The organism is Pedobacter sp. Leaf250, from assembly GCF_920984735.1.
In the GTDB taxonomy this organism is placed as follows: Bacteria; Bacteroidota; Bacteroidia; order Sphingobacteriales; family Sphingobacteriaceae; genus Pedobacter.
This window is the reverse complement of record NZ_CAKLBU010000021.1, coordinates 37712-62738: the sequence shown is the minus strand read 5'-3', so window position 1 is coordinate 62738 and position 25027 is coordinate 37712. Positions and strand designations below refer to the sequence as shown.

At 36.4% G+C, this 25027-nt stretch carries 23 protein-coding genes; 11 read left to right on the top strand and 12 right to left on the bottom strand.

Features of this window, described 5'->3' with window-relative positions; genetic code table 11:
- The first annotated feature begins 8 nt into the window (after positions 1-8).
- The gene (locus LUA91_RS17225) at positions 9-1055 is read left to right on the top strand and encodes a DNA topoisomerase IB (RefSeq protein WP_231427346.1); all 1047 of its coding nucleotides are present in this window, start codon (positions 9-11) and stop codon (positions 1053-1055) included.
- A 46-nt stretch (positions 1056-1101) separates the two neighbouring features.
- Here the strand turns inward: LUA91_RS17225 and LUA91_RS17220 are convergent, their stop codons facing one another.
- Together LUA91_RS17220 and LUA91_RS17215 are read right to left on the bottom strand one after the other, a co-directional pair.
- On the bottom strand, positions 1102-1308 hold the full coding sequence (locus LUA91_RS17220) for a hypothetical protein (RefSeq protein ID WP_231427345.1): 207 nt from the start codon (positions 1306-1308) through the stop codon (positions 1102-1104).
- Positions 1309-1470: 162 nt separating this feature from the next.
- Positions 1471-2742: an exo-beta-N-acetylmuramidase NamZ domain-containing protein gene (locus LUA91_RS17215; protein WP_231427344.1), complete on the bottom strand. Its 1272-nt coding sequence runs from the start codon at positions 2740-2742 to the stop codon at positions 1471-1473.
- Positions 2743-2912: 170 nt separating this feature from the next.
- Between LUA91_RS17215 and LUA91_RS17210 the strand changes: the two genes are divergently transcribed.
- Entirely contained in the window at positions 2913-4133 is a 1221-nt protein-coding gene (locus LUA91_RS17210) for an FtsX-like permease family protein (protein WP_231427343.1), read from the top strand.
- Positions 4134-4283: 150 nt separating this feature from the next.
- Here LUA91_RS17210 and LUA91_RS17205 read toward each other — a convergent pair whose 3' ends face one another.
- From LUA91_RS17205 to mdh, 8 genes are all read right to left on the bottom strand, one after another.
- Positions 4284-5210, bottom strand: a complete 927-nt coding sequence (locus LUA91_RS17205) for a bestrophin family protein (RefSeq protein WP_231427342.1) — start codon at positions 5208-5210, stop codon at positions 4284-4286.
- 25 nt (positions 5211-5235) lie between these two features.
- Positions 5236-5733, bottom strand: coding sequence for a hypothetical protein (locus LUA91_RS17200; protein ID WP_231427341.1), 498 nt, complete (start codon positions 5731-5733; stop codon positions 5236-5238).
- A gap of 195 nt (positions 5734-5928) precedes the next feature.
- On the bottom strand, positions 5929-7287 hold the full coding sequence (locus tag LUA91_RS17195) for a cell wall metabolism sensor histidine kinase WalK (protein WP_231427340.1): 1359 nt from the start codon (positions 7285-7287) through the stop codon (positions 5929-5931).
- A gap of 3 nt (positions 7288-7290) precedes the next feature.
- Entirely contained in the window at positions 7291-7965 is a 675-nt protein-coding gene (locus tag LUA91_RS17190; protein WP_231427339.1) for a response regulator transcription factor, read from the bottom strand.
- Positions 7966-8138: 173 nt separating this feature from the next.
- The gene (locus tag LUA91_RS20680; RefSeq protein WP_255717827.1) at positions 8139-8264 is read right to left on the bottom strand and encodes a hypothetical protein; all 126 of its coding nucleotides are present in this window, start codon (positions 8262-8264) and stop codon (positions 8139-8141) included.
- 92 nt (positions 8265-8356) lie between these two features.
- Positions 8357-8755: a group III truncated hemoglobin gene (locus tag LUA91_RS17185; RefSeq protein ID WP_231427338.1), complete on the bottom strand. Its 399-nt coding sequence runs from the start codon at positions 8753-8755 to the stop codon at positions 8357-8359.
- Between the two features lie 2 nt (positions 8756-8757).
- The gene (locus LUA91_RS17180) at positions 8758-9183 is read right to left on the bottom strand and encodes an aspartyl protease family protein (protein WP_231427337.1); all 426 of its coding nucleotides are present in this window, start codon (positions 9181-9183) and stop codon (positions 8758-8760) included.
- 74 nt (positions 9184-9257) lie between these two features.
- Positions 9258-10196: a malate dehydrogenase gene (gene mdh, locus LUA91_RS17175; protein WP_231427336.1), complete on the bottom strand. Its 939-nt coding sequence runs from the start codon at positions 10194-10196 to the stop codon at positions 9258-9260.
- Between the two features lie 174 nt (positions 10197-10370).
- On the opposite strand from mdh, the gene LUA91_RS17170 reads away from it, so the two are divergent.
- The 8 genes from LUA91_RS17170 (at position 10371) to LUA91_RS17135 (ending at position 21843) form a co-directional block, all read left to right on the top strand.
- Positions 10371-10823 (top strand): lipocalin family protein, encoded by a 453-nt coding sequence (locus tag LUA91_RS17170; protein WP_231427335.1) that lies wholly within the window; start codon positions 10371-10373, stop codon positions 10821-10823.
- Positions 10824-11157: 334 nt separating this feature from the next.
- Positions 11158-15591 carry a DNA polymerase III subunit alpha gene (dnaE, locus tag LUA91_RS17165; protein WP_231427368.1) on the top strand — a complete coding sequence of 1478 codons (4434 nt, stop codon included), beginning with the start codon at positions 11158-11160 and terminating at the stop codon, positions 15589-15591.
- 161 nt (positions 15592-15752) lie between these two features.
- Positions 15753-16073 (top strand): thioredoxin, encoded by a 321-nt coding sequence (gene trxA / locus LUA91_RS17160; protein WP_010602362.1) that lies wholly within the window; start codon positions 15753-15755, stop codon positions 16071-16073.
- Positions 16074-16227: 154 nt separating this feature from the next.
- Positions 16228-17436, top strand: coding sequence for a PQQ-dependent sugar dehydrogenase (locus LUA91_RS17155; protein WP_231427334.1), 1209 nt, complete (start codon positions 16228-16230; stop codon positions 17434-17436).
- A gap of 387 nt (positions 17437-17823) precedes the next feature.
- A complete protein-coding gene (locus LUA91_RS17150; RefSeq protein WP_231427333.1) occupies positions 17824-18741 on the top strand; it encodes a DUF58 domain-containing protein in 918 nt (305 codons plus the stop codon).
- A gap of 77 nt (positions 18742-18818) precedes the next feature.
- A complete protein-coding gene (locus LUA91_RS17145) occupies positions 18819-19280 on the top strand; it encodes a redoxin domain-containing protein (protein ID WP_231427332.1) in 462 nt (153 codons plus the stop codon).
- Position 19281: 1 nt separating this feature from the next.
- Positions 19282-19800, top strand: coding sequence for a thioredoxin domain-containing protein (locus tag LUA91_RS17140; RefSeq protein ID WP_231427331.1), 519 nt, complete (start codon positions 19282-19284; stop codon positions 19798-19800).
- A 306-nt stretch (positions 19801-20106) separates the two neighbouring features.
- Positions 20107-21843, top strand: coding sequence for a thiamine pyrophosphate-dependent enzyme (locus LUA91_RS17135; protein ID WP_231427330.1), 1737 nt, complete (start codon positions 20107-20109; stop codon positions 21841-21843).
- A gap of 92 nt (positions 21844-21935) precedes the next feature.
- Here the strand turns inward: LUA91_RS17135 and hppD are convergent, their stop codons facing one another.
- Entirely contained in the window at positions 21936-23066 is a 1131-nt protein-coding gene (gene hppD / locus LUA91_RS17130) for a 4-hydroxyphenylpyruvate dioxygenase (protein WP_231427329.1), read from the bottom strand.
- 73 nt (positions 23067-23139) lie between these two features.
- A complete protein-coding gene (locus tag LUA91_RS17125) occupies positions 23140-24306 on the bottom strand; it encodes a homogentisate 1,2-dioxygenase (protein ID WP_231427328.1) in 1167 nt (388 codons plus the stop codon).
- Positions 24307-24571: 265 nt separating this feature from the next.
- Here LUA91_RS17125 and LUA91_RS17120 point away from each other — a divergent pair, with 265 nt between their 5' ends.
- A complete protein-coding gene (locus LUA91_RS17120) occupies positions 24572-25027 on the top strand; it encodes a hypothetical protein (protein WP_231427327.1) in 456 nt (151 codons plus the stop codon).

The following is a 25027-nucleotide window of genomic DNA, read 5'->3' as shown; positions in this document are numbered from 1 at the left end:
AGGTTAAAATGGTACAAGGCGAAGATGTAGTTAAAGCAAGCGGGTTGGTTTATGTAACCGATTCCATGTCTGGAATTTACAGAAAGGGTAAACCTGGTAAATTTTATTACGAAGATAAAAAAGGTCTAAAAATTACTGAAGAAAAGCATCTCGATCGAATAAAAGCATTGGTGATTCCGCCTGCCTGGCAGAATGTGTGGATAGCAAATAAACCAAATGCTTATTTGCAGGTAACTGGTACCGATGCCGCAGGTAGAAAACAATATAGGTATCACGCTAAATGGACAAGTCGCCGATCAGACGATAAGTATTACCGTTTATTTGAATTTGGCAAAGCACTGCCCGATGCCAGAAAAAAACTATCAAAAGATTTAAAAAGGAAAGAATTTGATGAGCGCAAAGTGCTAGCAATTTCTGTAGATGTGCTTCAGAAAACTTTAATCCGTGTGGGTAATGAAAGTTACGCACAGCTTTATGGATCATTTGGATTAACAACCTTGAAAGATAAACATGTTAAAATCAACGGAAGTAAAATTAGCATGAAATTTATTGGCAAAAAGGGAGTAAAACAAAATGTTGAACTCAATGATCGATCGCTTGCCAAGCTCGTTAAAAAGTGTCGTGATATTCCTGGGCAGGATTTATTTCAATATTATACCAACGGCAAGGAGCACAAAGGCATCGATTCTGGAAAAATCAATAACTACATTAAAGAAATTACAGGGAATGATTTTACCGCTAAAGATTTTAGAACCTGGGGTGGAACTTTAGAAGCTTTACGTCAGTTTTCGAAATGTGCAGCTGATAAAAATTGGGAGTTGAATACAAAGAAAACGGTTGTAAGTGTTTTGGATTGTGTAGCAACCAAATTAGGAAATACACGTGCTGTTTGCAAGAGTTCTTATGTTTATCCAATTTTGATAACAGCTTACGAAAATAATGAGCTGGAAAAATATTTAAAGAAAATGAATAACCATAAAGCCATTGGAAAAACTGGCTTGGAACATGATGAGAAAGTATTATTATCGTTTTTAAAAGCAACTGGAAGTAAATAAATTAGTTTCATCACACTGTTTAAATTGTGATGAAACTTAATAATTTTTATTCTTTAGGCGCTTTTTTTATAGAATGAACGGGCTGTTCTTCATTCTCGCGTTGTTTAGCAGGATTCTCCGTTTTAGATGGTTTATTTGGTAAGCTGTCGTTTGGCTTTCTAACCGTTTTATGATCTTTTGGTTCTCTTCCTTTAGGTACTTCTTCCTGATAATTACTTCCAGGATTATCGTTTTTTTCTTTAGGTCCGCTCATAATAATGATTATTGAATTTTGAATGAGTGAATGATTAAATGCCATTCTGCATTGAAAACAAAGTTTAAAGATCAATTGTTTGCATTGCCATACAATAATTCAATCATTCATTCTCTCATTCTCTCATTCACTAATTCTCTCATTCCCTCCCTCAATCAATCATTATTTATACAGCAAATACTTCAAACGCATTTTTTTGTAATTACTCAATCCGGGTTCCCAACTTGCTCTAATTTCTTTTTCACTTTTTCCATCGATAATTTGCTGTCTAAAATCACCAACGCCGATTAACCTTTCGATGGGCATAGTTTGGTTACTTAGGCTCGAATTGAAGAAATCCTCTTTTTTTGGTGATGCTTTGTACAAATCAATTACCCAGCTTAAGTTGATCTTTTTTTCTTTTCTTAAAATATTAGTATCATAATTTCTTAAATCAATACCATAACAAACCTGATCCTTAAAAATTGGCGTTTCTGCCATTCCTTTAATCCCGGTAGGTGTATAAGAAAATTTGTAAATTCCTTTTAAATACGGTGCGCCAATGATAGTGAACGGAAATTGAGTACCGCGACCGTGATTTAGATAAATACCTTCGAACAGGCAAGTACTTGGATATAATAAAATTGATTGCGCTGTATTTAAATTCGGTGATGGTTTAACCGGCAAAACATACTCCATATCATGGCTGTAGTTTGCGTTTTTTATCACTGTGATCTTACATTTAACTTTATCTTTTAACCAGCCTTCGCCATTAAGCATCTGTGCATATTCGCCTAAGGTTAAGCCATGTACAATAGGGATGGGCTGTATACCAATACCAGATTTGTATTTAGGATCGAGAATCGGACCATCGATAAAATAACCATTTGGGTTTGGGCGATCCAAAATCATGACTTCCTTATCATAAACAGCACAAGCCTCCATTACCCGCTGCAGGGTATTCATATAGGTATAAAATCGAACACCCACATCCTGGATATCGAAAATCACAATATCAATATCCGATAGATCATCTTTAGTGGGCGTACTATGTTTACCATATAGAGAAATCGCCTTTATGCCAGTTTTGGTATCAACTGCGTCATCAACATGAATTCCTGCACTGGCATCGCCTCTAAAACCATGTTCAGGCCCAAATATTTTCTGAATTTTAACACCTAATTTTAACAAACTATCTACAACAGTTTCTTTACCGATGATTGATGTTGGATTGACCACCATACCTACACGTTTCCCTTTTAAAAGCGGTAAATACTTTTCAGTTTGTTCGGCGCCAGTTTTAATGCTGGTTTGAATATTTACACTTTCCTTTCGTATTGATTTTTTAGAATTTGGAACGCCTTTTCCAACCTCTTGCTCTAAAGTTTTCGGTCCTTGCCCACATGCTGAAAATGCAATTAAAGAAGTAAGTGCGAAGCTGATGTATTTTTTCATTTTGGGATAAATTTTAATATTTGGTTCTATAAATGAGTCGATAAAACAATTTAGCATTTTATTTGATTATTGTAATTTGGATATTATTCTGTTAAGCCGACCATTATATTCCAAATATATACCATTTTTAAAAAGGATTTAAGCATTTTTGCTGTTACAAATTAATCAAGTTGAATTTCTCCTATTTCATAGCTGGGCGTATCGCCATTAAATCTGATCGACCTTTTTCAAAGCTCATCGTTCGTATTGCCATAGCAGGCGTAATGCTAAGTTTAGCGGTGATGATCCTTTCCATTGCTATTATCAAAGGCTTTAAAACCGAAATTCAGGATAAAGTACGAGGCTATTTAGGCGATGTACAAATTACCCGGTATGATTTAAATAATTCTTTCGAACACTCGCCTTTTATATTGGATAGTGAAACCCAAAAAAAGCTGAAGGAAAATCCAGATATAGAATATTTTTATCCATTTGCTACCAAACCAGCAATTTTATCAGCTAATGATGAAATTGAAGGAATAAATTTCAAGGGGGTTGATAAAAATTATAATTGGGATTATATCAAGCAGCACATTATTAGTGGAACCATTATCGATTTTGCCGACAGCACAGCAGCAATGCAAGAACTATTGATTTCAAATTATACCGCCAATAGATTAAAACTCAAAACTGGTGATGATTTTATCATGTACTTTGTTCAAAACCAATTGCGGCCCAGGAAATTTAAAATTGTTGGGATTTATGATATTGGGGTAGAGGATATTGACAAGAGTTTCGTGCTTGGAAATTTGAACATTATCAAACGTTTAAATAACTGGAAACCCAATCAAATTGGCGGAGTTGAAATCCGAATAAAAAACTTCAAAAATATTGGCAAAGTTTCGGCAAATATTTTCGAAAGCCTACCTCAAAATCTACGCTCATTCTCCATCATCGAAAACTTTCCAAATATATTTACCTGGTTAGGATTACTTGATGTAAATACTCGGGTTTTGCTAATTTTAATGCTTATTGTAGGTGTAATTAATATGGTTACAGCATTATTAATAATGATTTTGGAGCGTACCAATATGATTGGAATGCTCAAATCATTCGGGGCAAGTAATTGGAGTATTATGAAAATATTCCTTTATAATGCAGCTTATCTTATCGGCATTGGGTTGCTCCTTGGAAATATCCTGGGCTTAGGATTGGGTTTCTTCCAGCAAGCAACACATATTTTCAAGCTAAATCAATCTTCTTATTTCCTGGCTTATGCACCAATCGAATTTCACTTTCTCGATGTATTGGGTTTGAATGTGCTTACTGTAGTTGTTTGCTTAATTGTGCTCATTATTCCATCTTTATTAATCAGCAAAGTATCGCCTTTAAAAGCCATTAGGTTTAAATAGATTTAGCACTACAGATCGTAAAGAAATTTTTGGGTATAAATCTTAATGGATTGGCTTTAAAATAAATAAGCTTCTCCCCATCCAGGGAGAAGACCTATCGTTTTTAACTAACCCATTCCGAACTTGGAACAGAACTAAGAATTAAGATTTTTATAAGATGTAGTATGAACCTACTTGGGCCAATTCTGTTTGTGGCTTATCTTCTAGTATTTTATTGTCATCAATCATTTGGTACAGATCACGCTCAATTGTTCTGCAAATGGTAGTTGTCGGCGTATCGGTTGGTTTATTCTCAAATGGATCTTGAAGATGAACAGCCATTTTCTCTACCAAAAGAAGGAAAGCCGCAATTGCAACAACCAATGGAACCTCCATATAACCGAAGTATTCGATTAATCCAAAAGGTAACAATACGATAAATAAGTGTATCGACATGTTGATGTATTTGCTGTAAGTTACCGGAAAAACCGTGTTTTTAATACGTTCACAGCCACCCATGTGGTTACACAATGCAGTTAGTGTCTTGTCTATTTCAATTTGCTGATACTTATTTATCCAACCTTCATTTAAAGCTTTCTTTAAATCCATAGCATGTAATTCCAATATTGTGGTGGTTACATTTTTACGTTTTTTAATAAAAGCCATTTCATCGGCAGATAAATATTGTTCCAATCCTTTTCGTGGATTAAATCCGCGTAACGCCTGACTTAAAGCATAAGCCCAGGCAATTTGTCTTTTAATGAATTTTTCTTTAAAGGCTTCAATTTCATCAGAACCGTAAGGATTATCTACAAAAGATAGTATTTGGCGAGAGATTGATCTGGAATCGTTAACGATTGCTCCCCACAAAATTCTGGCTTCCCACCATCTATCGTATGCCTGATTTGATCGGAAGGCCAACAATAAAGAAATAATTGTACCTAAAAGAGCCGGCACAGTAATCGGAATTGAAATTCGGGTAACGTGAAAGTTTTGGTAAAGAATTACAATTCCGATGGAATATGCAATTACAAAAAGTACTTCTTTTTTTATCTTCCCGAATATATAGGTGAGCGGAATATTATTTCGTAACAGCATGATATTAAATTTATTTCGTTAGTTATTAAGCGTTTGCCGCTTTTAATTCGTTCTCTTGCATTTTAGTTTCAATCAAGTTTTCTTGGTTGTGAAGTGTCATGATGTTTAGTTCCAAAACTTCGCAACCGCAGCGAGCTGTTAAAATCTTCGGATCGATACTGAATTTATTGATTTGCTTAAAGCTATAATCTTTCGGGTAAGCAATAAAATCTACATCGAAAGCTTCTATAAAATTTTTAAATGCGGCTACAGTGCTGCCGTAAAAATATTCTATACCGATGGTGCTTACTTGCTTCGCGTACTTTGCTTTGTAATTATTCAATGTTTCATAAAACTCATCGCTTATATTTTCATAATCTTTACTTCTGCGACTTAGCATTAACATATCAGTGATAGAATCTGATAACTTGAATGCGTGTACAAAAATGATATTAAAAGTTTCGTTAGGTTGAGTCTGCGTTAAACCATCAATGATTTTTGTACTTTCTATATTGAAATCTGTAGGTACTAATACTGTTTTCATGGCTTTTTCTTGTTAAATGAATAAATATTTATACAAGTTTAGCCCGAAAAGATTACAGCGACATAAGAATGAGATTAGAACGGGATTAGAATTTCAGAAACTTAGAGATTGACGTTGTAGAATGGGAGAATTTAGACTTTAGATTGCCAAAATTAATAATATTTAATAGAATCAGAAGAAAATCAGATTCATATATTAGTAAATACTTGTTAATGGCAACAGAACTTTTATCTCAGTTCCTTTTCCTTCCTGCGATTTGATGGCAATGCTTCCCCGGTGTAATCTGATGATGTTAAGCGATAAGGGTAAACCAATGCCATAACCTTTAAAAGCATTTGTGTTTGAAGCTCTGTAAAACGGTTCAAAAATATGTTGAATGTCCGTTTGTGGAATTCCAATGCCTTGATCTGTTACTGCAATTGATAAAGAATTTGCACTTGTTTCTATTGCGATATTAACCAGCTTATCATTCGAATATTTGCATGCGTTGCTTACAATATTCGTAAGAGCAAGTTTAATTAGGTTTTTATTTATTTTTAAATTCAATAATTCATCATCATCAGGAAGTTTGGAAAAATCTATCTCTATTTTGCTTTCCGGATGAACCTGATGTACCGAAGCTTTAATTTCCCAAAGCAGTTCATCCATTCTTACAAGTTCCCACGGTTGATTTTTTCCATTGAAACCGGATTGTGCCAAGCCCAGCAAACTGGTGATAATATTTTCCAATCTTTCCGCCTCATCTTTAATTTTTCCAAGGGCAAAATGTTGTTTTTGCGGATCGGTATTCGCCCGCATGGCCAATTCTACTTCTCCGCTAATTACTGTAAGTGGGGTTCTGAGCTCGTGAGATGCATTGCTAATGAAATTATTCTGTGTCTCAAAAGCAGTTTCCAGCCGATTGAGCATGTTATTAAAGGTTTGTGCCAATTGCGCTATTTCATCAGTGCCTTTTTTAACTTCCAAACGCATGTGTAAGTTTTCGGCTTTTATCCTTTTTACGCTAGAGATAATGTTTCGCAAGGGCATCAGCATATAATTGGAGAATTTCCAGCCTACAATAAATGATAATATGATAGACAGAAAAAATCCAATAATCAGCGTTCGCTGAAGATCTTTTAATTCTCTAAAGCCAAAAGGATCATTGGCAGAGATAATAACGATATACTTTTTATTGCCACTCTTAAATAACTTACCGGCGTAAAAATGATTTTCGACACGGTATCTTGCCATGAAACCAGAATTTATCCTGTTGTAAAAGCTTGAGGGCAATTCTCGGTCTAATTTATTTTCTGTTTTGCCAGCTTCGATAATAAATTCTCGTTCTGATGCTAAACGCTCTAAATATTGGTTTCGCATTTTTGCATAAACCTTATTGTTATCATCTTCATACAATTTTATTTGAGCAGCTATGTTAACCCGAGCTTCCAATCGTTTATAAAAATCTTCGAATGCAAATTCGTTTGAAAAATACCACACAAAACCGCTTAATAATAGGATGATCACTGCCGAAAGTATGGCAAATAATAAAGTGATTTTTTTGGCGATATTCATTGTTTAGCCTTTTAAAACATAGCCCAAACCTACGGCAGTATGAATGAGTTTTTGATCGGCATTTTTATCTATTTTTTTGCGAAGGTAGTTTACATATACATCTACCACATTAGTGCCTAAATTAAAATCGATATCCCATACACTTTCTAATATATCAATACGAGATAGAATTTTTGATTTGTTTTTTGCCATAAACTCCAGCAAGCGGTACTCTGTGGCTGTTAATATAATTTCCTTATTGTTTCGCTTTACTGTTTTGGCACTTAGGTTTATCTGTAAATCAGCAATGTTAATTACCTGGTCTAAATTGGCAGCGCCATTATACCTGCGAAGTAACATTCTAATTCTGGCGAAAAGTTCGGCAAATTTGAAGGGTTTAATCAGGTAATCATCAGCACCATTATCCAATCCATTAACCACATTTTCGGTAGTGCCCAAAGCAGTAAGCATAATGATGGGCACATTTGGCGTTTCAGCCTTTATGATTTTGCAAAGCTCCAATCCATTTATACCGGGAAGCATAATATCGAGAATTATTAAGTCGAACTGATTTTCTGCTGCCAATTGCTTGCCGATTAAACCATCGGGTGCAACACTTACTGTAAAACCTTCATCACTTAAACCTCTTGAAATTACTGAAACCACATTTGGCTCATCTTCTACTAACAATATATTCATGCTTGGCAAATAGTCTAATAAATAGGAAACTCCAAAATTTACTGGATGTAAATTTTATGGATTATTGATTTTTAACGCAATAACGGTATAAATGTTTGTTTGTCAAAAATTAACCAAAAAACAAAGCCTCTTAAAATGTAACAATTAAGAGGCTTTGAGGAGAAAAAACAACATTAATTTTCCTTCTCCTTTAGGCTAGCTAATCCGCTTTCAAAATCTTTACCAATCATCTTATCCATTCCATCCAATACCAAACACATCCACTTGCTAATGATATTCTTTTCTCGGCTATAGTACATGTTGCTTTGTATGCTGTTCAATCAGGAGCGATATCCATCTATAATTTTTTGGTTACCTAAATTTCATAAGACACCATTAAAAGAAAAAAATGTTAAACGATATTGATTTTTGAGTTATGCGTATTTATTTTGAAGTGCATTAAATCGGCTATAGATTGTGCTTTCTGCTTGATTATTTCTGCGTTTTCTCCTGCAAATAATTCATCAACGGTATCAAAAAATAATCTTTTCCAGGCATCAAATTCTTCAGTTTTTAAAGCAGCTTTTTTATTGATATCGAAATGAGTAAGCATTGGATTTCCTTTATAGGTGGCTTTGCCAAATAAAATGCTTTCCCAAAAATCGTACATTTTTGGAAGATGATGTAGCCAGTCTACTTGGACAACTTGATTAAATATATGGCCAATGATATTATTTTGCTGAACTTTTTGGTAAAATGAGTCTACCAATAATATAATATCGTTCCGATCAATAATATCTTTTTTTGCCATAATTATTTGTAAAGCCTTAACGCAGATTTCTCATAATTAATAACGGCTTTATACTGCATTAAAATATCGCCACCAATAATACCAATAATTGGTGGATGGCCGAATTGCTGATAAGTGTCAGTAACTGATTGTAAATCAAAGGCAACCGTTTCGTAGTTTTTAATTTTCAGCGATCCAATTTTAACTTCAGGAATGGTAGCTTGAATAGTTGTAGTAGTGGTAAATAGGGTAGCAGCGTTAATATCTTCTGATACTTGGAGTGTTTCAGCAAGATGTAGTTCAATTAACGATTTATCGAATACACTTCGCGAAGCACCAGTATCTAATACGGCAAAATGTTTTTCCTTAAAAACAACAACTTCCACCAATAGGTGGAAGCCGTCATCTTGTAAGTTTATCAGTTTTAATGGGATAGTAATGGATTTCATTTAATATTTTTTACTATCTATTTGATCATGTTAGAAGTATTACATGACCTAAGTTTTAGTAGTAGTTGTTTGTATTACACCAATTTCATTTCTGCTAAAACACTGTTCATGCTTCTTACTGCATCAGCACTTTTATTAAAAGCAGCCTGCTCTTCTTCGGTTAATTTAAAATCGATAATTTTTTCCCAACCATTGCGGCCAATAATTACCGGAACGCCTAAGCAAATATCATCCTGACCATATTCACCCTCTAAAGATACACAGCAAGTAAACAGTTTTTTCTCATCACGAAGAATTGCTTCAACCAAAGCAGCACCGGCAGCTCCTGGTGCGTACCAGGCAGAAGTTCCAATTAAACCTGTTAGTGTTGCTCCACCAACCATGGTATCTGCGGCAACTTTATCAAGCGTAGCTTTATCTAATAAATTGCTTACTGGTAAACTTTGGTAGGTTGCTAAACGCGTCAACGGAATCATGGTTGTATCGCCATGGCCGCCAATTACAAAACCCTGCAAATCGCTTGGGTTGCAATCTAAAGCTTGCGATAAGTAGAATTTAAAACGGCTACTATCCAATGTTCCACCCATACCAATAATGCGGTTTTTAGGTAAACCTAATGATTTTAAAGCCAAATAAGTCATGGTATCCATTGGGTTACTGATCACGATAATGATTGCCTCTGGAGAGAATTTTAGAATATTTTCGGCAACACCTTTTACAATGCCAGCGTTAATGCCAATTAATTCCTCGCGGGTCATTCCTGGTTTACGCGGTAAACCCGAAGTAATTACAACTACATCCGATCCAGCCGTTTTGCTGTAATCGTTGGTTACACCAGTAATTTTTGTATCGAATCCTAAAAGTGTAGCCGTTTGCATCATATCAATGGCTTTACCTTCGGCAAAACCTTCTTTAATATCCAGCAAAATAAGTTCGTTCGCTAATTCTTTTCTGGCGATATTATCTGCACAGGTTGCGCCTACTGCGCCTGCACCTACAACCGTTACTTTCATATATTTAATTTTAAAGGTTTGCTGTTAATTATCTATCGAAGATAAAAACAAATACGAGCTTATGAAACGCTTTTATGAACTTTATGTTTGACGCGATGAATCTATCTGCATATCAAAAAACTAATTATTTAAAACAATATTTCTTTCTATAGCGTTAAATTATAAATACTCATCATGGAAAACAGACCAATTGAAAACATCGATTATAAAGCATTTGAAGGTAAATGGTATTCCTTATATTCTATTCCAACATTGATGGATAAAAATTGGAAACAAACCACCGAAACCTACACACTTAAAGATGATGACCATTTTGATGTATTGACAACTTACCATAAGGATGGGAAACCTGAAGAAAAGACTATCACTTCAAAATTATTTTTTGATGAAGAAAAGCCTGATGGAGATATGAAAGCCCAGTTTCTGTGGCCATTTAAAGTTGGTTACTGGATTATCGAGATCGATGCTGATTATAGTTATGTTGTAGTTGGGCATCCAGATGAGAAATACTTATTTATCATGGCTAGAGAACCAAAAATGGAAGCCGATTTATTGGTGGATATTATTGAAAGATGTAGAGAAAAAGGATATGATGTGAGTGAGTTGGTGAGCCAGGAGCATTTTTAAGGAGTTTTTTCTATCATTCTAAAGTTTAATTTATTGGGCGATCGTCATTGCGAGTTCCGGTTTTTCATCGCAAGAAGCAATGAAGAAAAAGAAGCAACGAATAATCCTTAACCGATTTACACCAGTTTCCATTATTTTTGTATTCTATCGCTTATAGATTCTTTACTGTGTTCAGAATGACAAAAAGATGGTTTTTATCGCAACTCCTTAATTCAAAATTTATTCATTCAATCCTTATCTTTTGTTGATAAAATCCTGACAACATCAACATCCAAATTCCTTATTTTTGAAGAACCGTTATTCTTCTGCAACGGCTAATTCTTTAAAATACAATATGTACTTAATTTTTGATACTGAAACCACGGGTTTGCCTCGTAATTATAATGCTCCAATTACCGATACGGATAACTGGCCGCGTTGTATTCAAATTGCATGGCAATTGCATGATGAGATGGGGAGGATGGTTGAACATCAGGATTATTTAGTTAAACCAGAGGGATTCAACATTCCTTATGATGCAGAAAGAATCCATGGAATCTCTACAGAATTGGCTACTGAACAAGGTATCTCATTTGATGAAATGCTGGCTAAATTCAATGAGGTTTTAAATAAAGCAAAGTTTATTGTGGGTCAGAATGTTGGCTTTGATGTAAACATTATGGGTTGTGAGTTTCACCGGTTTGGTGTATCCAATCGCATGGCCGAAATGCCAGTGCTTGATACCTGTACTGAAATTACAGCTCAACTTTTGCAACTGCCAGGAGGTAGGGGTGGGAAGTTTAAACTCCCAACTTTAACCGAATTGCACTCTTATTTATTTGGCGTTCCTTTTAACGAAGCACACAATGCTACCGCCGATGTGGAAGCCACAACCCGATGCTTCTTAGAACTGGTTAAACGCGAAGTATTTAAAAAAGAAGAACTGCTTGTTGATGCGGAATATTTTCCTCGTTTTAGGGAAATTAACCCGGCATTGATTGATGGTGTAGGTTTAAAACACATCAATTTAAAGGCAGCTTCCGATGAAATTCGCAAACGCCTGCAGAAAGCAGAAAGTGGCGGCGTTTCCAAACAAGAACTCGCTGAAAATAAACAAGAACTTGCTGCGGCAACGTTTGTGCATTTACATAATCACACTCAATTTTCAGTCTTACAAAGTACAATCAGCATTCCTGCTTTGATAAAAGCAGCAGCAGCACAAAAAATGCCAGCCGTTGCTATGACCGATCATGCCAATATGATGGGCGCTTTCCACTTTGTAAATGCAGTTTTAAATCATAACAAAGCAGCCGAAGTAAAAAATGCAGAAGCCATTGAAGCTGGGCAAAGGCCAACCGAAGTGGTAATGACACCAATTATTGGAGTAGAGTTTTTTGTTTGTGATGACCATTTGAACAGAACCGTAAAAGATAATGGTTACCAAATGGTGCTTTTGGCGAAGAATAAAAACGGCTACCATAATTTGGCTAAAATGTCGTCTATCGCTTATACAAAAGGTTTCTATTATGTTCCTCGTATAGATCGAAATGTAATTGAGCAGTACAAAGATGATATTATTGTATTATCTGGAAACCTTTCAGGAGAAATCTCAAATAAACTCCTCAACATGGGCGAAAACCAGGCTGAAGAAGCTTTGGTTTGGTGGAAAGAAAAGTTCGGATCAGATTTTTATGTAGAAGTGATGCGTCATAGTCAAGAAGATGAAGATCGTGTAAATACTTCTTTAATTTCTCTTGCAAAAAAACATGATGTAAAACTGGTTGCGACAAACAATACTTACTACATCAATAAAAAAGATGCAAATGCGCATGATATTTTACTGTGTGTAAAAGACGGTGAGAAACAGGCTACGCCAATTGGCCGTGGAAGAGGTTATCGCTATGGCTTGCCTAATCAAGAGTATTACTTCAAATCGGGTGACGAAATGAAAGCACTTTTTGCTGATTTGCCCGATGCGATTTTAAACATACAAGAGATTGTAGATAAAATTGAAACCTACAAACTTGCCCGCGAAGTACTTTTACCAAAGTTCGATATTCCAGAACAATTTCTGGTTGATGAAGATGAAACAGACGGCGGAAAACGTGGTGAAAATAAATTTTTAAGGCATTTAACTTACGAAGGTGCAAAAAAACGTTACGGGGAATTAACACCACCTGTAATCGAACGTTTGGATTTTGAGTTAGCAACGATTGAGAAAACCGGATACCCGGGTTACTTTTTGATTGTGCAGGATTTTATAGCAGAGGCTCGTCGAAGGGATGTTTCCGTTGGTCCTGGTCGTGGTTCGGCGGCGGGTTCGGTGGTGGCCTACTGTTTGTGGATTACCAACATCGATCCTATTAAGTACGATCTCCTTTTTGAGCGTTTCTTAAATCCCGATCGTGTTTCCATGCCCGATATTGATATCGATTTTGATGATGAGGGCCGTGGTCGCGTAATGGAATACGTAATTAATAAATATGGTTCCAGTCAGGTGGCTCAAATTATCACATACGGAACCATGGCGGCGAAATCTTCCATCCGTGATACGGCGAGGGTTTTAGATTTACCATTGTTCGAGGCTGATAAAATTGCAAAGCTGATTCCAAACATGAAGCTGGCCAAAATATTCAATTTGGATGAAAAAGCATTGAAAGATGCTTTACGTCCGGATGAATATGAGCGTGTGCAAGAGCTGAAAGCAATGGGGCTTTTGAAAGATCTAAGTGCCGAAACCATTCAACAGGCTCAGGTTTTAGAGGGCTCGTTAAGAAATACAGGTATTCACGCCTGTGGTGTAATTATCACGCCAAGTGATATTACGAATTTCGTTCCGGTTGCTACAGCCAAAGATTCTGACTTATATGTAACCCAATTTGATAACTCGGTTGTAGAAAGCGCCGGTTTATTAAAAATGGACTTTTTGGGTTTGAAAACCCTTACTCTGATTAAAGATACCGTTAAATTGGTGAAGAAAAGGCATGGCATTAATCTTGATCCGGATACTTTTCCAATTGATGATGTGATGACGTATGAACTCTTCCAGCGTGGCGAAACCATCGGTATTTTTCAATATGAAAGTCCGGGTATGCAGAAATACATGAAAGAGTTGAAACCAACAGTTTTCGACGATTTAATTGCCATGAATGCCTTATACCGCCCAGGACCAATGGAATATATTCCAAGTTTTGTTAAGCGTAAAAATGGCGAGGAAGATATTAAATATGATTTAGATGCCTGCGAGGAATATTTAAAAGAAACTTACGGAATTACCGTCTACCAGGAGCAGGTAATGCTTTTATCGCAAAAATTGGCTGGTTTTACCAAAGGTGAGGCCGACGTTTTGCGTAAGGCAATGGGTAAAAAGCAGAAAGACGTTCTGGATAAAATGAAACCTAAATTTGTAAAGCAAGCAGCTGAAAAAGGTCATGATGCTGCAACTTTAGAAAAAATCTGGAAAGATTGGGAAGCATTTGCATCTTACGCTTTTAACAAATCACACTCCACCTGTTACGCCTGGATCGCCTATCAAACTGCTTATTTAAAGGCACATTATCCTGCTGAATATATGGCTGCGGTACTTTCCAACAACATGAGCGATATCAAACAAGTGGCTTTCTTTATGGAAGAATGTCGCCAAATGGGTGTTACCGTTTTGGGTCCGGATGTAAATGAATCTGATTTGAAATTCTCGGTTAATGTTCGTGGTGAAGTTCGTTTTGGTATGTCGGCAGTTAAAGGGGTAGGTGAAAAAGCGGTAGAAAGTATTATCGAGGAACGACTTGGAAATGGACCTTATGCTTCTGTTTATGATTTTGCCAAGCGATCAAACACCCGAATTGTAAATAAAAAAGCTTACGAAAGTTTTGTTTACAGCGGCGCATTTGATGCCTTTGGTGGTCACCGGGCGCAATTTTTCTACATTGGTCCAAATGATAAAATGAATGGTATCGAGAAAATTATCAAATTTGCTAACGACTTTCAGAATAATGAAAGCACCTCACAGGCTTCATTATTTGGAGGTTCAAAAGCTGATTTAATTCTTGAGCCTACTTTGCCAGTTTCTCCAGAATGGGCTTTGATGGATCGATTAAAATATGAAAAAGACGCCATTGGAATTTTCCTTTCCGGCCACCCGTTGGATAACTATAAATTAGAGCTTGATAAGTTTTGTACGCATGGCGTAAGGCAGTTAAGCATCATCAATAAAGTGAGGATGGGTGATACGAATGAAGAAGTTCTGGCTGAATTTGCCAAGCTTCAGAACCGTGAATTATGCGTGGGCGGTTTAGTGGTTGCAGCGTCGCAAAGAATCACCAAAACCGGTAAACCTTTCGGCACATTTGTTTTCGAAGATTATGATGATGCCTGCGAAATGGCATTATTTGGAGAAGATTTTTTAAAGTTCAAATCCTTTTTAACGGAAGGTTATTTCTTGCAAATTAGGGGTAGGGTTGGAGAACGTTTTGGTAAAGCCGGCGATTGGGAATTTAAAATCACGGCAATCAACTTAATGTCTGAATTGAGAGATAAACTGGCGAAAAGTTTAACCATCCAAGTTCCAATTGAGAGAGTGAACGAAGAGTTAATGCGGGAAATTGAATTGATATTAGCAGACAATAAGGCAAACTCAGAGCAGCAAAACTGCCAACTTAACTTCGCTGTTTTTGATAGCGAGAAGCAGATTATGTTGGATTTGCCGTCGAAGAATTTGAAAATTAATCCCAATAACAAGTTCTTAGAACAATTGGTTGGGTTGAATGTTGTAAACTACAAATTAAATTAACATTATCGTCATTGCGAGGTACGAAGCAATCTCTCATAATGGATTGCTTCGTACCTCGCAATGACGACAGAATAAAACAAACCACAATAGTGTCAAATTGACATTACACTGTAGTTGGCATTACAATTGAATACATATATTTGAACATAAAAAAAATAATTATGGCATTAGAAATCACAGATGCAAACTTTGAGGAGCTTGTATTAAAATCAGATAAACCCGTATTAGTAGATTTTTGGGCAGAATGGTGTGGCCCTTGTCGCATGGTTGGTCCTGTAGTAGAAGAAATCGCTAAAGAATATGATGGTAAAGCAGTAGTAGGAAAAGTTAATGTTGATAACAACCCTCAAATTTCTATGCAGTTTGGTATCCGTAACATTCCAGCTTTATTGTATTTTAAAGATGGACAAGTTGTTGATAAACAAGTTGGTGCAGTACCTAAATCAGTATTAGCAGATAAGTTAAATAAGCAATTGGCTTAAGTATAGGTTGATGGTTAAAGGCAAAGGGTTTATGTTATATCTGATGCTCAAACCTCAATAATAATATTACAAAAACCCGGATCTATTTATTGGATTCGGGTTTTTTTATGAGAAAATATTTTTGTTCCTTTATTAGAAAAATCTCACTATTCCTATGAAACTCATCACAAATAAAACATTGGGTATATTAATTGCTGGATTTACGCTTAACTGTGCTAATGTAGCTTGTGTATCCGGACAAAATCCTGTTGAAACAGAAAAGCCTACCGCCGATTACAAGCCTGCTTTTGCAGGGCAAACGCGTATTGCAGGGGTTAAAACTTCTACTCCTCTAGATATTTCAATCATCAATGGAAAATTGGAAAACCCTTGGGCAATATCCGTTCTTCCAAATGGAGGTTTTTTAATTACCCAAAAGCAAGGCACCATGGTTATATTGGATGCAAGTGGAAAACTTACCAAAAAAATTGAGGGTTTGCCAAAAGTTGATGCATCTGGCCAGGGTGGATTGCTGGATGTTACCTTAGATCCTGACTTTGCAAAAAACAGAATGGTTTATTGGGCATATTCAGAACCACAAGCCAAAGGGGTGCTTTTAGCAATTGCCAAGGGAAAATTATCAGCCAGTGAAACCAAAATCGAAAACCAGACCATTATTTATCGTGCCACCCCGGCGCATACAGGTAAGTTGCAATATGGTTCACGTATTGTTTTTGATAAAAATGGAAACCTTTTTGTGAGTACTGGCGAACGTTCTGATCGTGAAATCAGAATTCAGGCTCAACAATTAAATTCTTCTTTAGGAAAAATTCTTCACTTGACTAAAGATGGAAAAGCAGTGTCAAATGGGCGTTTTGCTGGCAAAGCAGATGCTAAACCAGAAATTTATGCCTACGGACTACGTAATCCTGATGGTTTGGCCATTAACCCACAAACCGGCGACCTATGGGAAGCTGAATTTGGACCGAGAGGTGGCGATGAAGTTAACTTAATTAAACCTGGCAAAAATTATGGCTGGCCAGTAATTACTTATGGTATTGAATACAGTGGTAAAGCAGTAGGCGATGGCATTCAGCAAAAAGAAGGTATGGAACAACCAGTTTATTATTGGAATCCTGTAATTTCACCAGGTTCGATAGCTTTTTATAATAGCAACGTAATTCCTGAATGGAAAGGTAATTTATTTGTTGGCGGATTAAGTGGTTCGCATATCATTCGTTTGGTTATTAAAGATAATAAGGTTGTTGGTGAAGAAAGATTACTTACCGGAAAGGGAGAACGTTTCCGTGATTTAGTAGAAAAAGATGGTGCCTTTTATGCCGTTACCGATAATGGAAATTTATATAAGATAGCTAAGAAATAAAGCTGAACATAGTATATTAAATCCCAAATTCATTTGTTGAATTTGGGATTTTTTTTTGGTTTTGGGTATTAGTGTCCCCACAAAACTGTGTCTGGTGTTTACAATTAATTTTGGCAGGTGGCAACACCAGCCATTAGAACACTTTTGTATCTAAAATATGCTCCTGGCGTTTTTCATTTCAATCGGGTTTTAAACCAAAAATAGATGCACTGTAGCTGCCACCTAAACCCGACCGTAGCGAGATGCCGCTTTTCGTCGGCAGAAGCGGGGGCGGGACTGCTTTTACTTTAAGGTCACTGTCTGTGCTTTCCAAATCATCAATTGGTTTAGTTTAAGAGAATGTACTAACCAGCTTTTATTTCATTAATCTTTTATTAGCTTTACGTTATGCAGACTGTGAATTACGAAAATGAAACCAGCTTCGGCAATCTCGAATTGTTGGCACAACAGGTGGTTGAAGGTTTTATTACAGGTTTACATAAAAGTCCATTCCATGGTTTTTCGGTAGAGTTTGCCGAACACAGGCAGTACAATAGTGGCGATAATGTTAAAAATATCGATTGGAAACTTTACGCCAAAACAGATAAACTTTATAGCAAACGTTTTGAGGAAGAAACTAATTTGCGTTGCCAGTTTGTAATCGATGTTTCTTCGTCTATGTACTTTCCCGAGCCAAAAAACAACAAACTTACTTTTGCCATTCAGGCAACTGCATCGCTTATGTATTTGCTCAAAAAACAACGGGATGCATTTGGATTAAGTTTATTTACCGATGAAATTTTGCTCAACTCGCCTGCCAAATCAACCAATGTACATCAAAAGTATTTGTTTACGCAGCTTGAAGCGCTTTTACAGAATCCAAAAGTCAATGCGCAAACCAATATTAGTGAAGCGCTGCATCAGGTTGCAGAATTGATTCATAAACGCTCACTGGTGATTATTTTTAGCGATTTGTTTAACACGCAAACCAGTGATGAAAAAACAGATCAGTTTTTCGATGCACTTCAACACTTAAAATTTAATAAACATGAGGTGGTTGTTTTCAATGTGGTTGATCAATCGAAAGAAGTAAATTTTGAATTTGAAAATCGTCCGTACCAGTTTATTGATATGGAAACTGGCGATACCATTAAGGTTCATACCAACCAGGTTAGAGAAAATTATATCAATGCAGTTTCCGAATATCGCCAACAGATTGCTTTAAAATGTGCGCAATATAAAATCGATTTGATCGATGCTGATATCAATCAAGGCTTTTATCCCATTCTTCAATCTTACCTGATAAAAAGGCAAAAATTAGGATAGGCGATAAATTTGTGCATCAAACAACTGGCATCTCAAGCTGTTACACTAGAAAATATTAATATTTAAACTTCATAAATATGTTAGAAAAAGGTACGAAAGCACCAGATTTTGAACTGAATGCTACTCCCGATCAAAAGATTAAACTCAAAGATTTTCTCGGTAAAAATGTAATCCTGGCATTTTATCCGGCAGATTGGAGTCCAGTTTGCAGTGATCAAATGGCGCTTTATAACGAAATGCTTAAATATTTTGGCAAACATGATGCGCAGATTTTTGGTATTTCGGTTGATAGTGTTTGGTGTCATTTGGCTTTTGAAAAGGATAGGAAATTACATTTTCCATTGCTGGCAGATTTTGAACCTAAAGGAGCCGTATCAAAAGCTTACGGTGTTTATGATGATGAAGTAGGAGAAAGTAAACGAGCACTTTTTGTAATTGATAAAGAAGGGAACATTGCCTGGAGTTATTTATCGCCAACTGCGGTTAATCCAGGCGCCGATGGAATTTTGGATGCATTAGAAGAACTGGATAAAAAATAATATGAGCAACTTAAAACCCGATGTAAACAGCAAAGATCATTCGCAAGGCGCTGATAATGCTGCAATCACTATCGTAGAATTTGGCGATTACCAATGCCCGTATTGTGGCGACGCCTATCCTATTGTTAAAGAAATTGAAGATACTTTTGGAGATCAGATTAAATTTATTTTTCGGAATTTTCCATTACAAGAAGCTCATCAATTTGCTTTTTCTGCTGCCGCCGCTGCAGAAGCAGCAGCATTACAAAATAAATTTTGGGAAATGCATGATGCATTATATGAAAATCAATACCGTTTAGATGAAAGCTTATTTGCAGAGCTGGCAGAAACTATTGGTTTGGATATTGAAAAATTTCAGCAAGATTTTACTTCCAGTGAAGTAAAAGAAAAAGTTGATAATGATTTTGAAAGTGGCGTAAGAAGCGGTGTAAATGGTACGCCATCATTTTATGTTAACGGAACAAAGTTCGATGGTGGCGCAACAGACCTTTATCAAATGCTTAAAGAAAGTGCTGAATAAATAAAAAAACCTCATGTATTTTGCAATACATGAGGTATCAGATAAGGGTAACCGGAAAACTAAAAAACTAATTATGAGTTTTTAGAATTTAACAAAAAAGAAATCGCTTCGTATTTTGTTATATCAAAGGTGCATTTCATTTATGAAGTTTTAGTGAAGAAAACCTGTAAGACGATAAATGTTTTAGCTAGCGTCTTAGCTAAGTCAGAATCTGTACTTTCCTCAATAGTTTAAAACAAAATTTCTGCTTCAAGTATTTATATGATATCAATATCATCGTGGTGTTGACTAATCAAAAATACTTTCATGGCAAAAAATGTGGCAGAACAATTGGTAGAAATGCTGGTTGAAGTTGGTGTTAAAAGAGTTTATGCAGTTACCGGCGATAGTTTGAATTATTTCAATGATGCGGTTCGCAGAAATGGCAAAATAAAATGGATACATGTTCGGAATGAGGAAGTTGGCGCATTTGCTGCTGCTGCTGAGGCCGAATTGGATGGTATTGCTTGTTGTGCAGGTAGTTGTGGGCCGGGACATGTTCATTTAATAAATGGCCTTTATGATGCTCATCGCTCTCATGTTCCGGTAATAGCCATTGCTTCTACCATTCCAACAGGAGAATTTGGAACTGAGTTCTTTCAGGAAACCAATACCATCAAACTCTTCGACGATTGTAGTTATTACAATCAGGTTGCTACCACAGCAGAACAGGCGCCAAGAATGTTTCAAACGGCTATTCAGCATGCTATACATAAAAAAGGTGTTTCGGTGTTTGGTTTGCCTGGTGATGTAGCTGAGATGGATGCTATAGAAAGCGTTACTGCTATGCAATTATTCAGAAATAAACCAGTTATCCGCCCTGCGGATGAAGAACTTCAAGCTTTAGCCGATTTGCTGAATGAAGAGAAAAAAGTGATGATTTACTGCGGAATTGGTGCTGCAGATGCACATGATGAAGTAGTAGAGCTGGCTTCAAGATTGAAAGCACCTGTCGGGTTCTCTTTCCGTGGGAAAATGGGTATTCAGCACAATAATCCATTTGTTGTAGGTATGACTGGACTATTAGGACAGCCTTCCGGATACCATGCGATGCATGAAGCCGATGTTGTGCTGCTTTTGGGAACGGATTTTCCTTATGTGAACTTTATGCCCGTAAAAAATAAAATTATTCAGATCGATGAAAGTCCGGAGCGTTTGGGCAGAAGGGCGAAATTAACAATGGGCTTATGTGGTGATGTTGCAGATTCTATTCGTGCATTATTGCCTTTATTGGAAGAGAAAAAAGACGATAAATTTTTAAAATCGCAACTTGAATTTTATGAAAAGGTAAAGGAAAATCAACAGGTTTATGTTAAAGATCAAGGTGAGGAAAATAAAATTCAGCCCGAATTTGTTGCCGAAACGATCAATCGTTTAGCTGCTCATGATGCGATTTTTACTGTAGATACAGGAATGTGCTGTGTTTGGGGTGCTCGTTTTATTGATGGAACTGGAGAAAGAAAAATGCTGGGCTCTTTTAATCACGGTTCAATGGCAAATGCAATGCCAATGGCAATTGGTGCAGCATTAGCACATCCTGATAAACAAGTGATTGCGCTTTGCGGTGATGGTGGTTTATCTATGCTTCTTGGCGATTTAGCAACTATTAAACAGTATCATTTACCCATTAAACTCATTGTTTTTAATAATAGAGCATTGGGAATGGTTAAATTAGAAATGGAAGTTGATGGTTTACCGGATAATGAAACAGATATGGTAAATCCAGATTTTGCCTTAGTTGCACAGGCAATGGGTTTTAAGGGTATAACCGTTTCTAAACCTGAAGAAGTAGAAACTGCAATTAGTAACGCATTAAGTGAAAGCGGTCCTGTATTGCTGAATATTATGACCAACCCCAATGCTTTGGCTATGCCTCCGAAAATTGAATGGGCACAAATAAAAGGGATGACCGAATCGATGACGAAGTTAATGCTTGGTGGAAAAATGACTGAGGTTTTTGATACGATAAAATCAAATTATAAGCATTTGGGCGAGGTGCTTTAGCAAATTAAGAAATCGTTTTTGCGAGGCAAAAAGCAATCTCACGCTAATGTATATTGCTTCGTGTCTCGCAAAAACGATATTATTGTAGTTATTTACAAATTTCCCCTCAATTCCTGCTCACGTTCCAATGATTCGAACAAAGCTTTAAAATTTCCTGCACCAAAACTTTGTGCGCCTTTACGCTGAATAATTTCAAAGAAAAGTGTCGGGCGATCTTCTACAGGTTTAGTAAATATTTGCAATAAATATCCTTCTTCATCACAATCTACCAAAATACCCAAGCTTTCCAACAAAGAGATTTCCTCATCAATTTTACCCACCCGTTGAGGCATCATATCGTAATACGCTTCTGGCGGAGCACTTAAAAACTCCACACCACGAGACTTTAATTCTTTAACCGTTGCAACAATATCTTTAGTAGCTACAGCAATATGCTGAACACCTTCGCCTTCATAATATTCTAAATACTCTTCAATTTGCGATTTCTTTTTGCCTTCTGCGGGTTCGTTAATTGGGAATTTCGAAAAACCATTTCCATTGCTCATCACTTTACTCATCAAAGCAGAATATTCTGTATTGATTTGCTTATCATCAAAAGAAAGAATATTTACAAAACCCATTACGTCTTCGTACCACTGCACTGCCTCATTCATACGGTTCCAACCTACATTACCTACACAGTGATCGATGTACAATAGGCCGGCATCTGCAGGTTGATAATCGCTTTCCCAAACACGATAACCAGGCATAAAAGTACCATTGTAATTTTTCCGTTCGATGAACATGTGTACCGTTTCGCCATAAGTGTATATTCCACTCATTCTCACTTCGCCGTTTTCATCGGTTAAGGTTTTCGGTTCCATATATACTTTTGCACCTCGTTTTGTTGTTTCTTCAAAGGCACTGTAAGCATCATCAACCCAAAGCGCCAAAACTTTAACGCCATCGCCATGTTTTTTTACGTGCTCCGAAATCGGATGATCGGATTTCAAGGCAGTGGTTAAAATCAACCTGATTTTTCCTTGTTGCAAAACATACGAGGCCCGATCACGAACACCTGTTTCTGGACCTGCATAAGCTAAGCTTTGAAAGCCAAATGCAGTTTTGTAATAATGAGCGGCTTGTTTAGCATTGCCCACATAAAATTCTATATAATCTGTTCCATTAATTGGCAGAAAATCCTGTGCTTTAGATATTTTTTCTGCGAATGTTAGTGTTTCCATATTTTTAGTATCAAGTATTTAGTATCAAGATGTTTAAGATTGTCGTATTTTGATTTGATCTCCTCCGACAAATTTATTCCACATTTATCTGCCAGCTTTTGTGATAATTCTCATCCTCAATGTCTAAAGCATCTTGTGTAAGCATTAGTGGTTTAAAAGGGTCGATCATTACAGCAAGTTCATCTGTTTTTTCTTTTCCTATTGATTTTTCAACCGTTCCGGGATGTGGACCATGAGGAATTCCCCCTGGATGCAAAGTAATCTGTCCTTTTACCACACTTTTTCTACTCATAAAATCGCCATCAACGTAGTATAAAACTTCGTCGCTATCTACGTTGCTGTGGTTATAAGGCGCTGGAATCGAATCTGGATGGTAATCATATTTGCGTGGAACAAATGAACAAACCACAAAATTATGTCCCTCGAAAGTTTGATGAACCGGAGGAGGTTGGTGTAAGCGGCCAGTTATAGGTTCAAAATCATGAATAGAGAAAGCGTATGGGTAATGATATCCATCCCACCCAACATAATCAAAAGGATGTGTACCGTAAGTGTAAGGATAAATTAATCCTTGTTTTTTAATCAATACTTTAAAATTTCCGTATTCATCATGCGTTTGCAAATTTTCGGGCAATCTTAAATCGCGTTCGCAATACGGCGAATGTTCCATTAATTGGCCATATTGATTCAGGTATCTTTTTGGCGGCCTCAGCGGACTAAAGCTTTCAACGATAAACAATCTGTTTTGCTCAGTGTCAAATTCCATTTGGTAAATTGTTCCTCTTGGAATAATAAGGTAATCGCCATAACCAAATTTAATTTCTCCAAAACCAGTTTTCAGTTTACCCGATCCTTCGTGTACAAAAATCATCTCATCAGCCTGACTATTTTTATAAAAATAATCTGTCATTGATTTACGGGGAGCAGCCAATACAATGTGTAAGTCGCTATTTACTAAAACAGCTTTCCTACTTTTCAAAAAGTCATCCTCTGGCTTAATATTGAAACCGATTAAACTGGTATGTTTTAAATGTTTTTCTCTTGCAATTATAGGCTCTACGCTATAAGGATCGCCTAGATGCTTAACAATGGTAGGTGGGTGGCAATGATAAACAAGCGAGTACAAACTCGAAAAACCTTCGGTTGAAACCAATTCTTCCGCATAAAGGTTTCCGTCAGGTTTACGAAAAACCGTGTGGCGCTTTGCAGGTATTTGCCCCAATTTATGATAAACAGGCATAATGTATATTTTAGGTTAGAAATAAAATCTAAAAGAATAAACAATCAAAACGCGAAGGCGTTTCAATTAATAGAATAATGCTCAGAATTATAGAGAATATTGAGCCATGATTAATTTAGATAGCATTTTATAGCGACGTGCAGCAATGGCGTCGTTCACTAAATTGATATGTAATGCTTTTAAAATCATGGTTTTGATGGTGCTAAAGTAATGATTTTATTTTTAAGATTAAATTTCTTTATATTTAATTCTAACCAATATTGAAATGAAATTTCTCCTAACACTCTCACTTTGCCTTATCATTTGTTTTACTGTTTCAGCACAGAAAAAATGGAAGTATAAGATTAAAATTTTTGAGCATAGCGGTAAAAGGCATCGCGGTTTTTTTTATGCAGCAGAAGATACCCAACTTATTTTGGTGAAAAGTAATGGCGATACCAGCAAGTTAAGCGCCGAAAAAATTAGCAGGCTGTATATTCACAGAAGGGGAATTGTGGCGCCAATTGCGATAGCAAGTGCACTGGTTCTTTTTGCTTTTGCGATAGAAAGTCCTGATACTTTAGAGTCATTCGTGTTAATTTTTGTTGGTATTCCAATCGGTGTTTCGTTGGGTTTGTTAACTGGTGAATTGTTTGCCAATAAAAGATTTTACAAAAAGCTTGAAGCAAAGGATTTTCCTTTGATCAAAACCGATTTACAGAAATACACCGAACTGAAATAA

Coding starts and splice junctions, on each gene's coding strand:
- LUA91_RS17220 (WP_231427345.1), bottom strand. CDS start 1,308: ATGAGCGGACCTAAAGAAAAAAACGATAATCCTGGAAGTAATTATCAG.
- LUA91_RS17190 (WP_231427339.1), bottom strand. CDS start 7,965: ATGAATATATTGTTAGTAGAAGATGAGCCAAATGTGGTTTCAGTAATT.
- dnaE (WP_231427368.1), top strand. CDS start 11,158: ATGTACTTAATTTTTGATACTGAAACCACGGGTTTGCCTCGTAATTAT.
- LUA91_RS17125 (WP_231427328.1), bottom strand. CDS start 24,306: ATGCCTGTTTATCATAAATTGGGGCAAATACCTGCAAAGCGCCACACG.
- LUA91_RS17185 (WP_231427338.1), bottom strand. CDS start 8,755: ATGGCAAAAAAAGATATTATTGATCGGAACGATATTATATTATTGGTA.
- mdh (WP_231427336.1), bottom strand. CDS start 10,196: ATGAAAGTAACGGTTGTAGGTGCAGGCGCAGTAGGCGCAACCTGTGCA.
- LUA91_RS17200 (WP_231427341.1), bottom strand. CDS start 5,733: ATGAAAACAGTATTAGTACCTACAGATTTCAATATAGAAAGTACAAAA.
- hppD (WP_231427329.1), bottom strand. CDS start 23,066: ATGGAAACACTAACATTCGCAGAAAAAATATCTAAAGCACAGGATTTT.
- LUA91_RS17140 (WP_231427331.1), top strand. CDS start 19,282: ATGAGCAACTTAAAACCCGATGTAAACAGCAAAGATCATTCGCAAGGC.
- LUA91_RS17145 (WP_231427332.1), top strand. CDS start 18,819: ATGTTAGAAAAAGGTACGAAAGCACCAGATTTTGAACTGAATGCTACT.
- LUA91_RS17170 (WP_231427335.1), top strand. CDS start 10,371: ATGGAAAACAGACCAATTGAAAACATCGATTATAAAGCATTTGAAGGT.
- LUA91_RS17135 (WP_231427330.1), top strand. CDS start 20,107: ATGGCAAAAAATGTGGCAGAACAATTGGTAGAAATGCTGGTTGAAGTT.
- trxA (WP_010602362.1), top strand. CDS start 15,753: ATGGCATTAGAAATCACAGATGCAAACTTTGAGGAGCTTGTATTAAAA.
- LUA91_RS17120 (WP_231427327.1), top strand. CDS start 24,572: ATGAAATTTCTCCTAACACTCTCACTTTGCCTTATCATTTGTTTTACT.
- LUA91_RS17195 (WP_231427340.1), bottom strand. CDS start 7,287: ATGAATATCGCCAAAAAAATCACTTTATTATTTGCCATACTTTCGGCA.
- LUA91_RS17180 (WP_231427337.1), bottom strand. CDS start 9,183: ATGAAATCCATTACTATCCCATTAAAACTGATAAACTTACAAGATGAC.
- LUA91_RS17150 (WP_231427333.1), top strand. CDS start 17,824: ATGCAGACTGTGAATTACGAAAATGAAACCAGCTTCGGCAATCTCGAA.
- LUA91_RS17215 (WP_231427344.1), bottom strand. CDS start 2,742: ATGAAAAAATACATCAGCTTCGCACTTACTTCTTTAATTGCATTTTCA.
- LUA91_RS17155 (WP_231427334.1), top strand. CDS start 16,228: ATGAAACTCATCACAAATAAAACATTGGGTATATTAATTGCTGGATTT.
- LUA91_RS17205 (WP_231427342.1), bottom strand. CDS start 5,210: ATGCTGTTACGAAATAATATTCCGCTCACCTATATATTCGGGAAGATA.
- LUA91_RS20680 (WP_255717827.1), bottom strand. CDS start 8,264: ATGTACTATAGCCGAGAAAAGAATATCATTAGCAAGTGGATGTGTTTG.
- LUA91_RS17225 (WP_231427346.1), top strand. CDS start 9: ATGGTACAAGGCGAAGATGTAGTTAAAGCAAGCGGGTTGGTTTATGTA.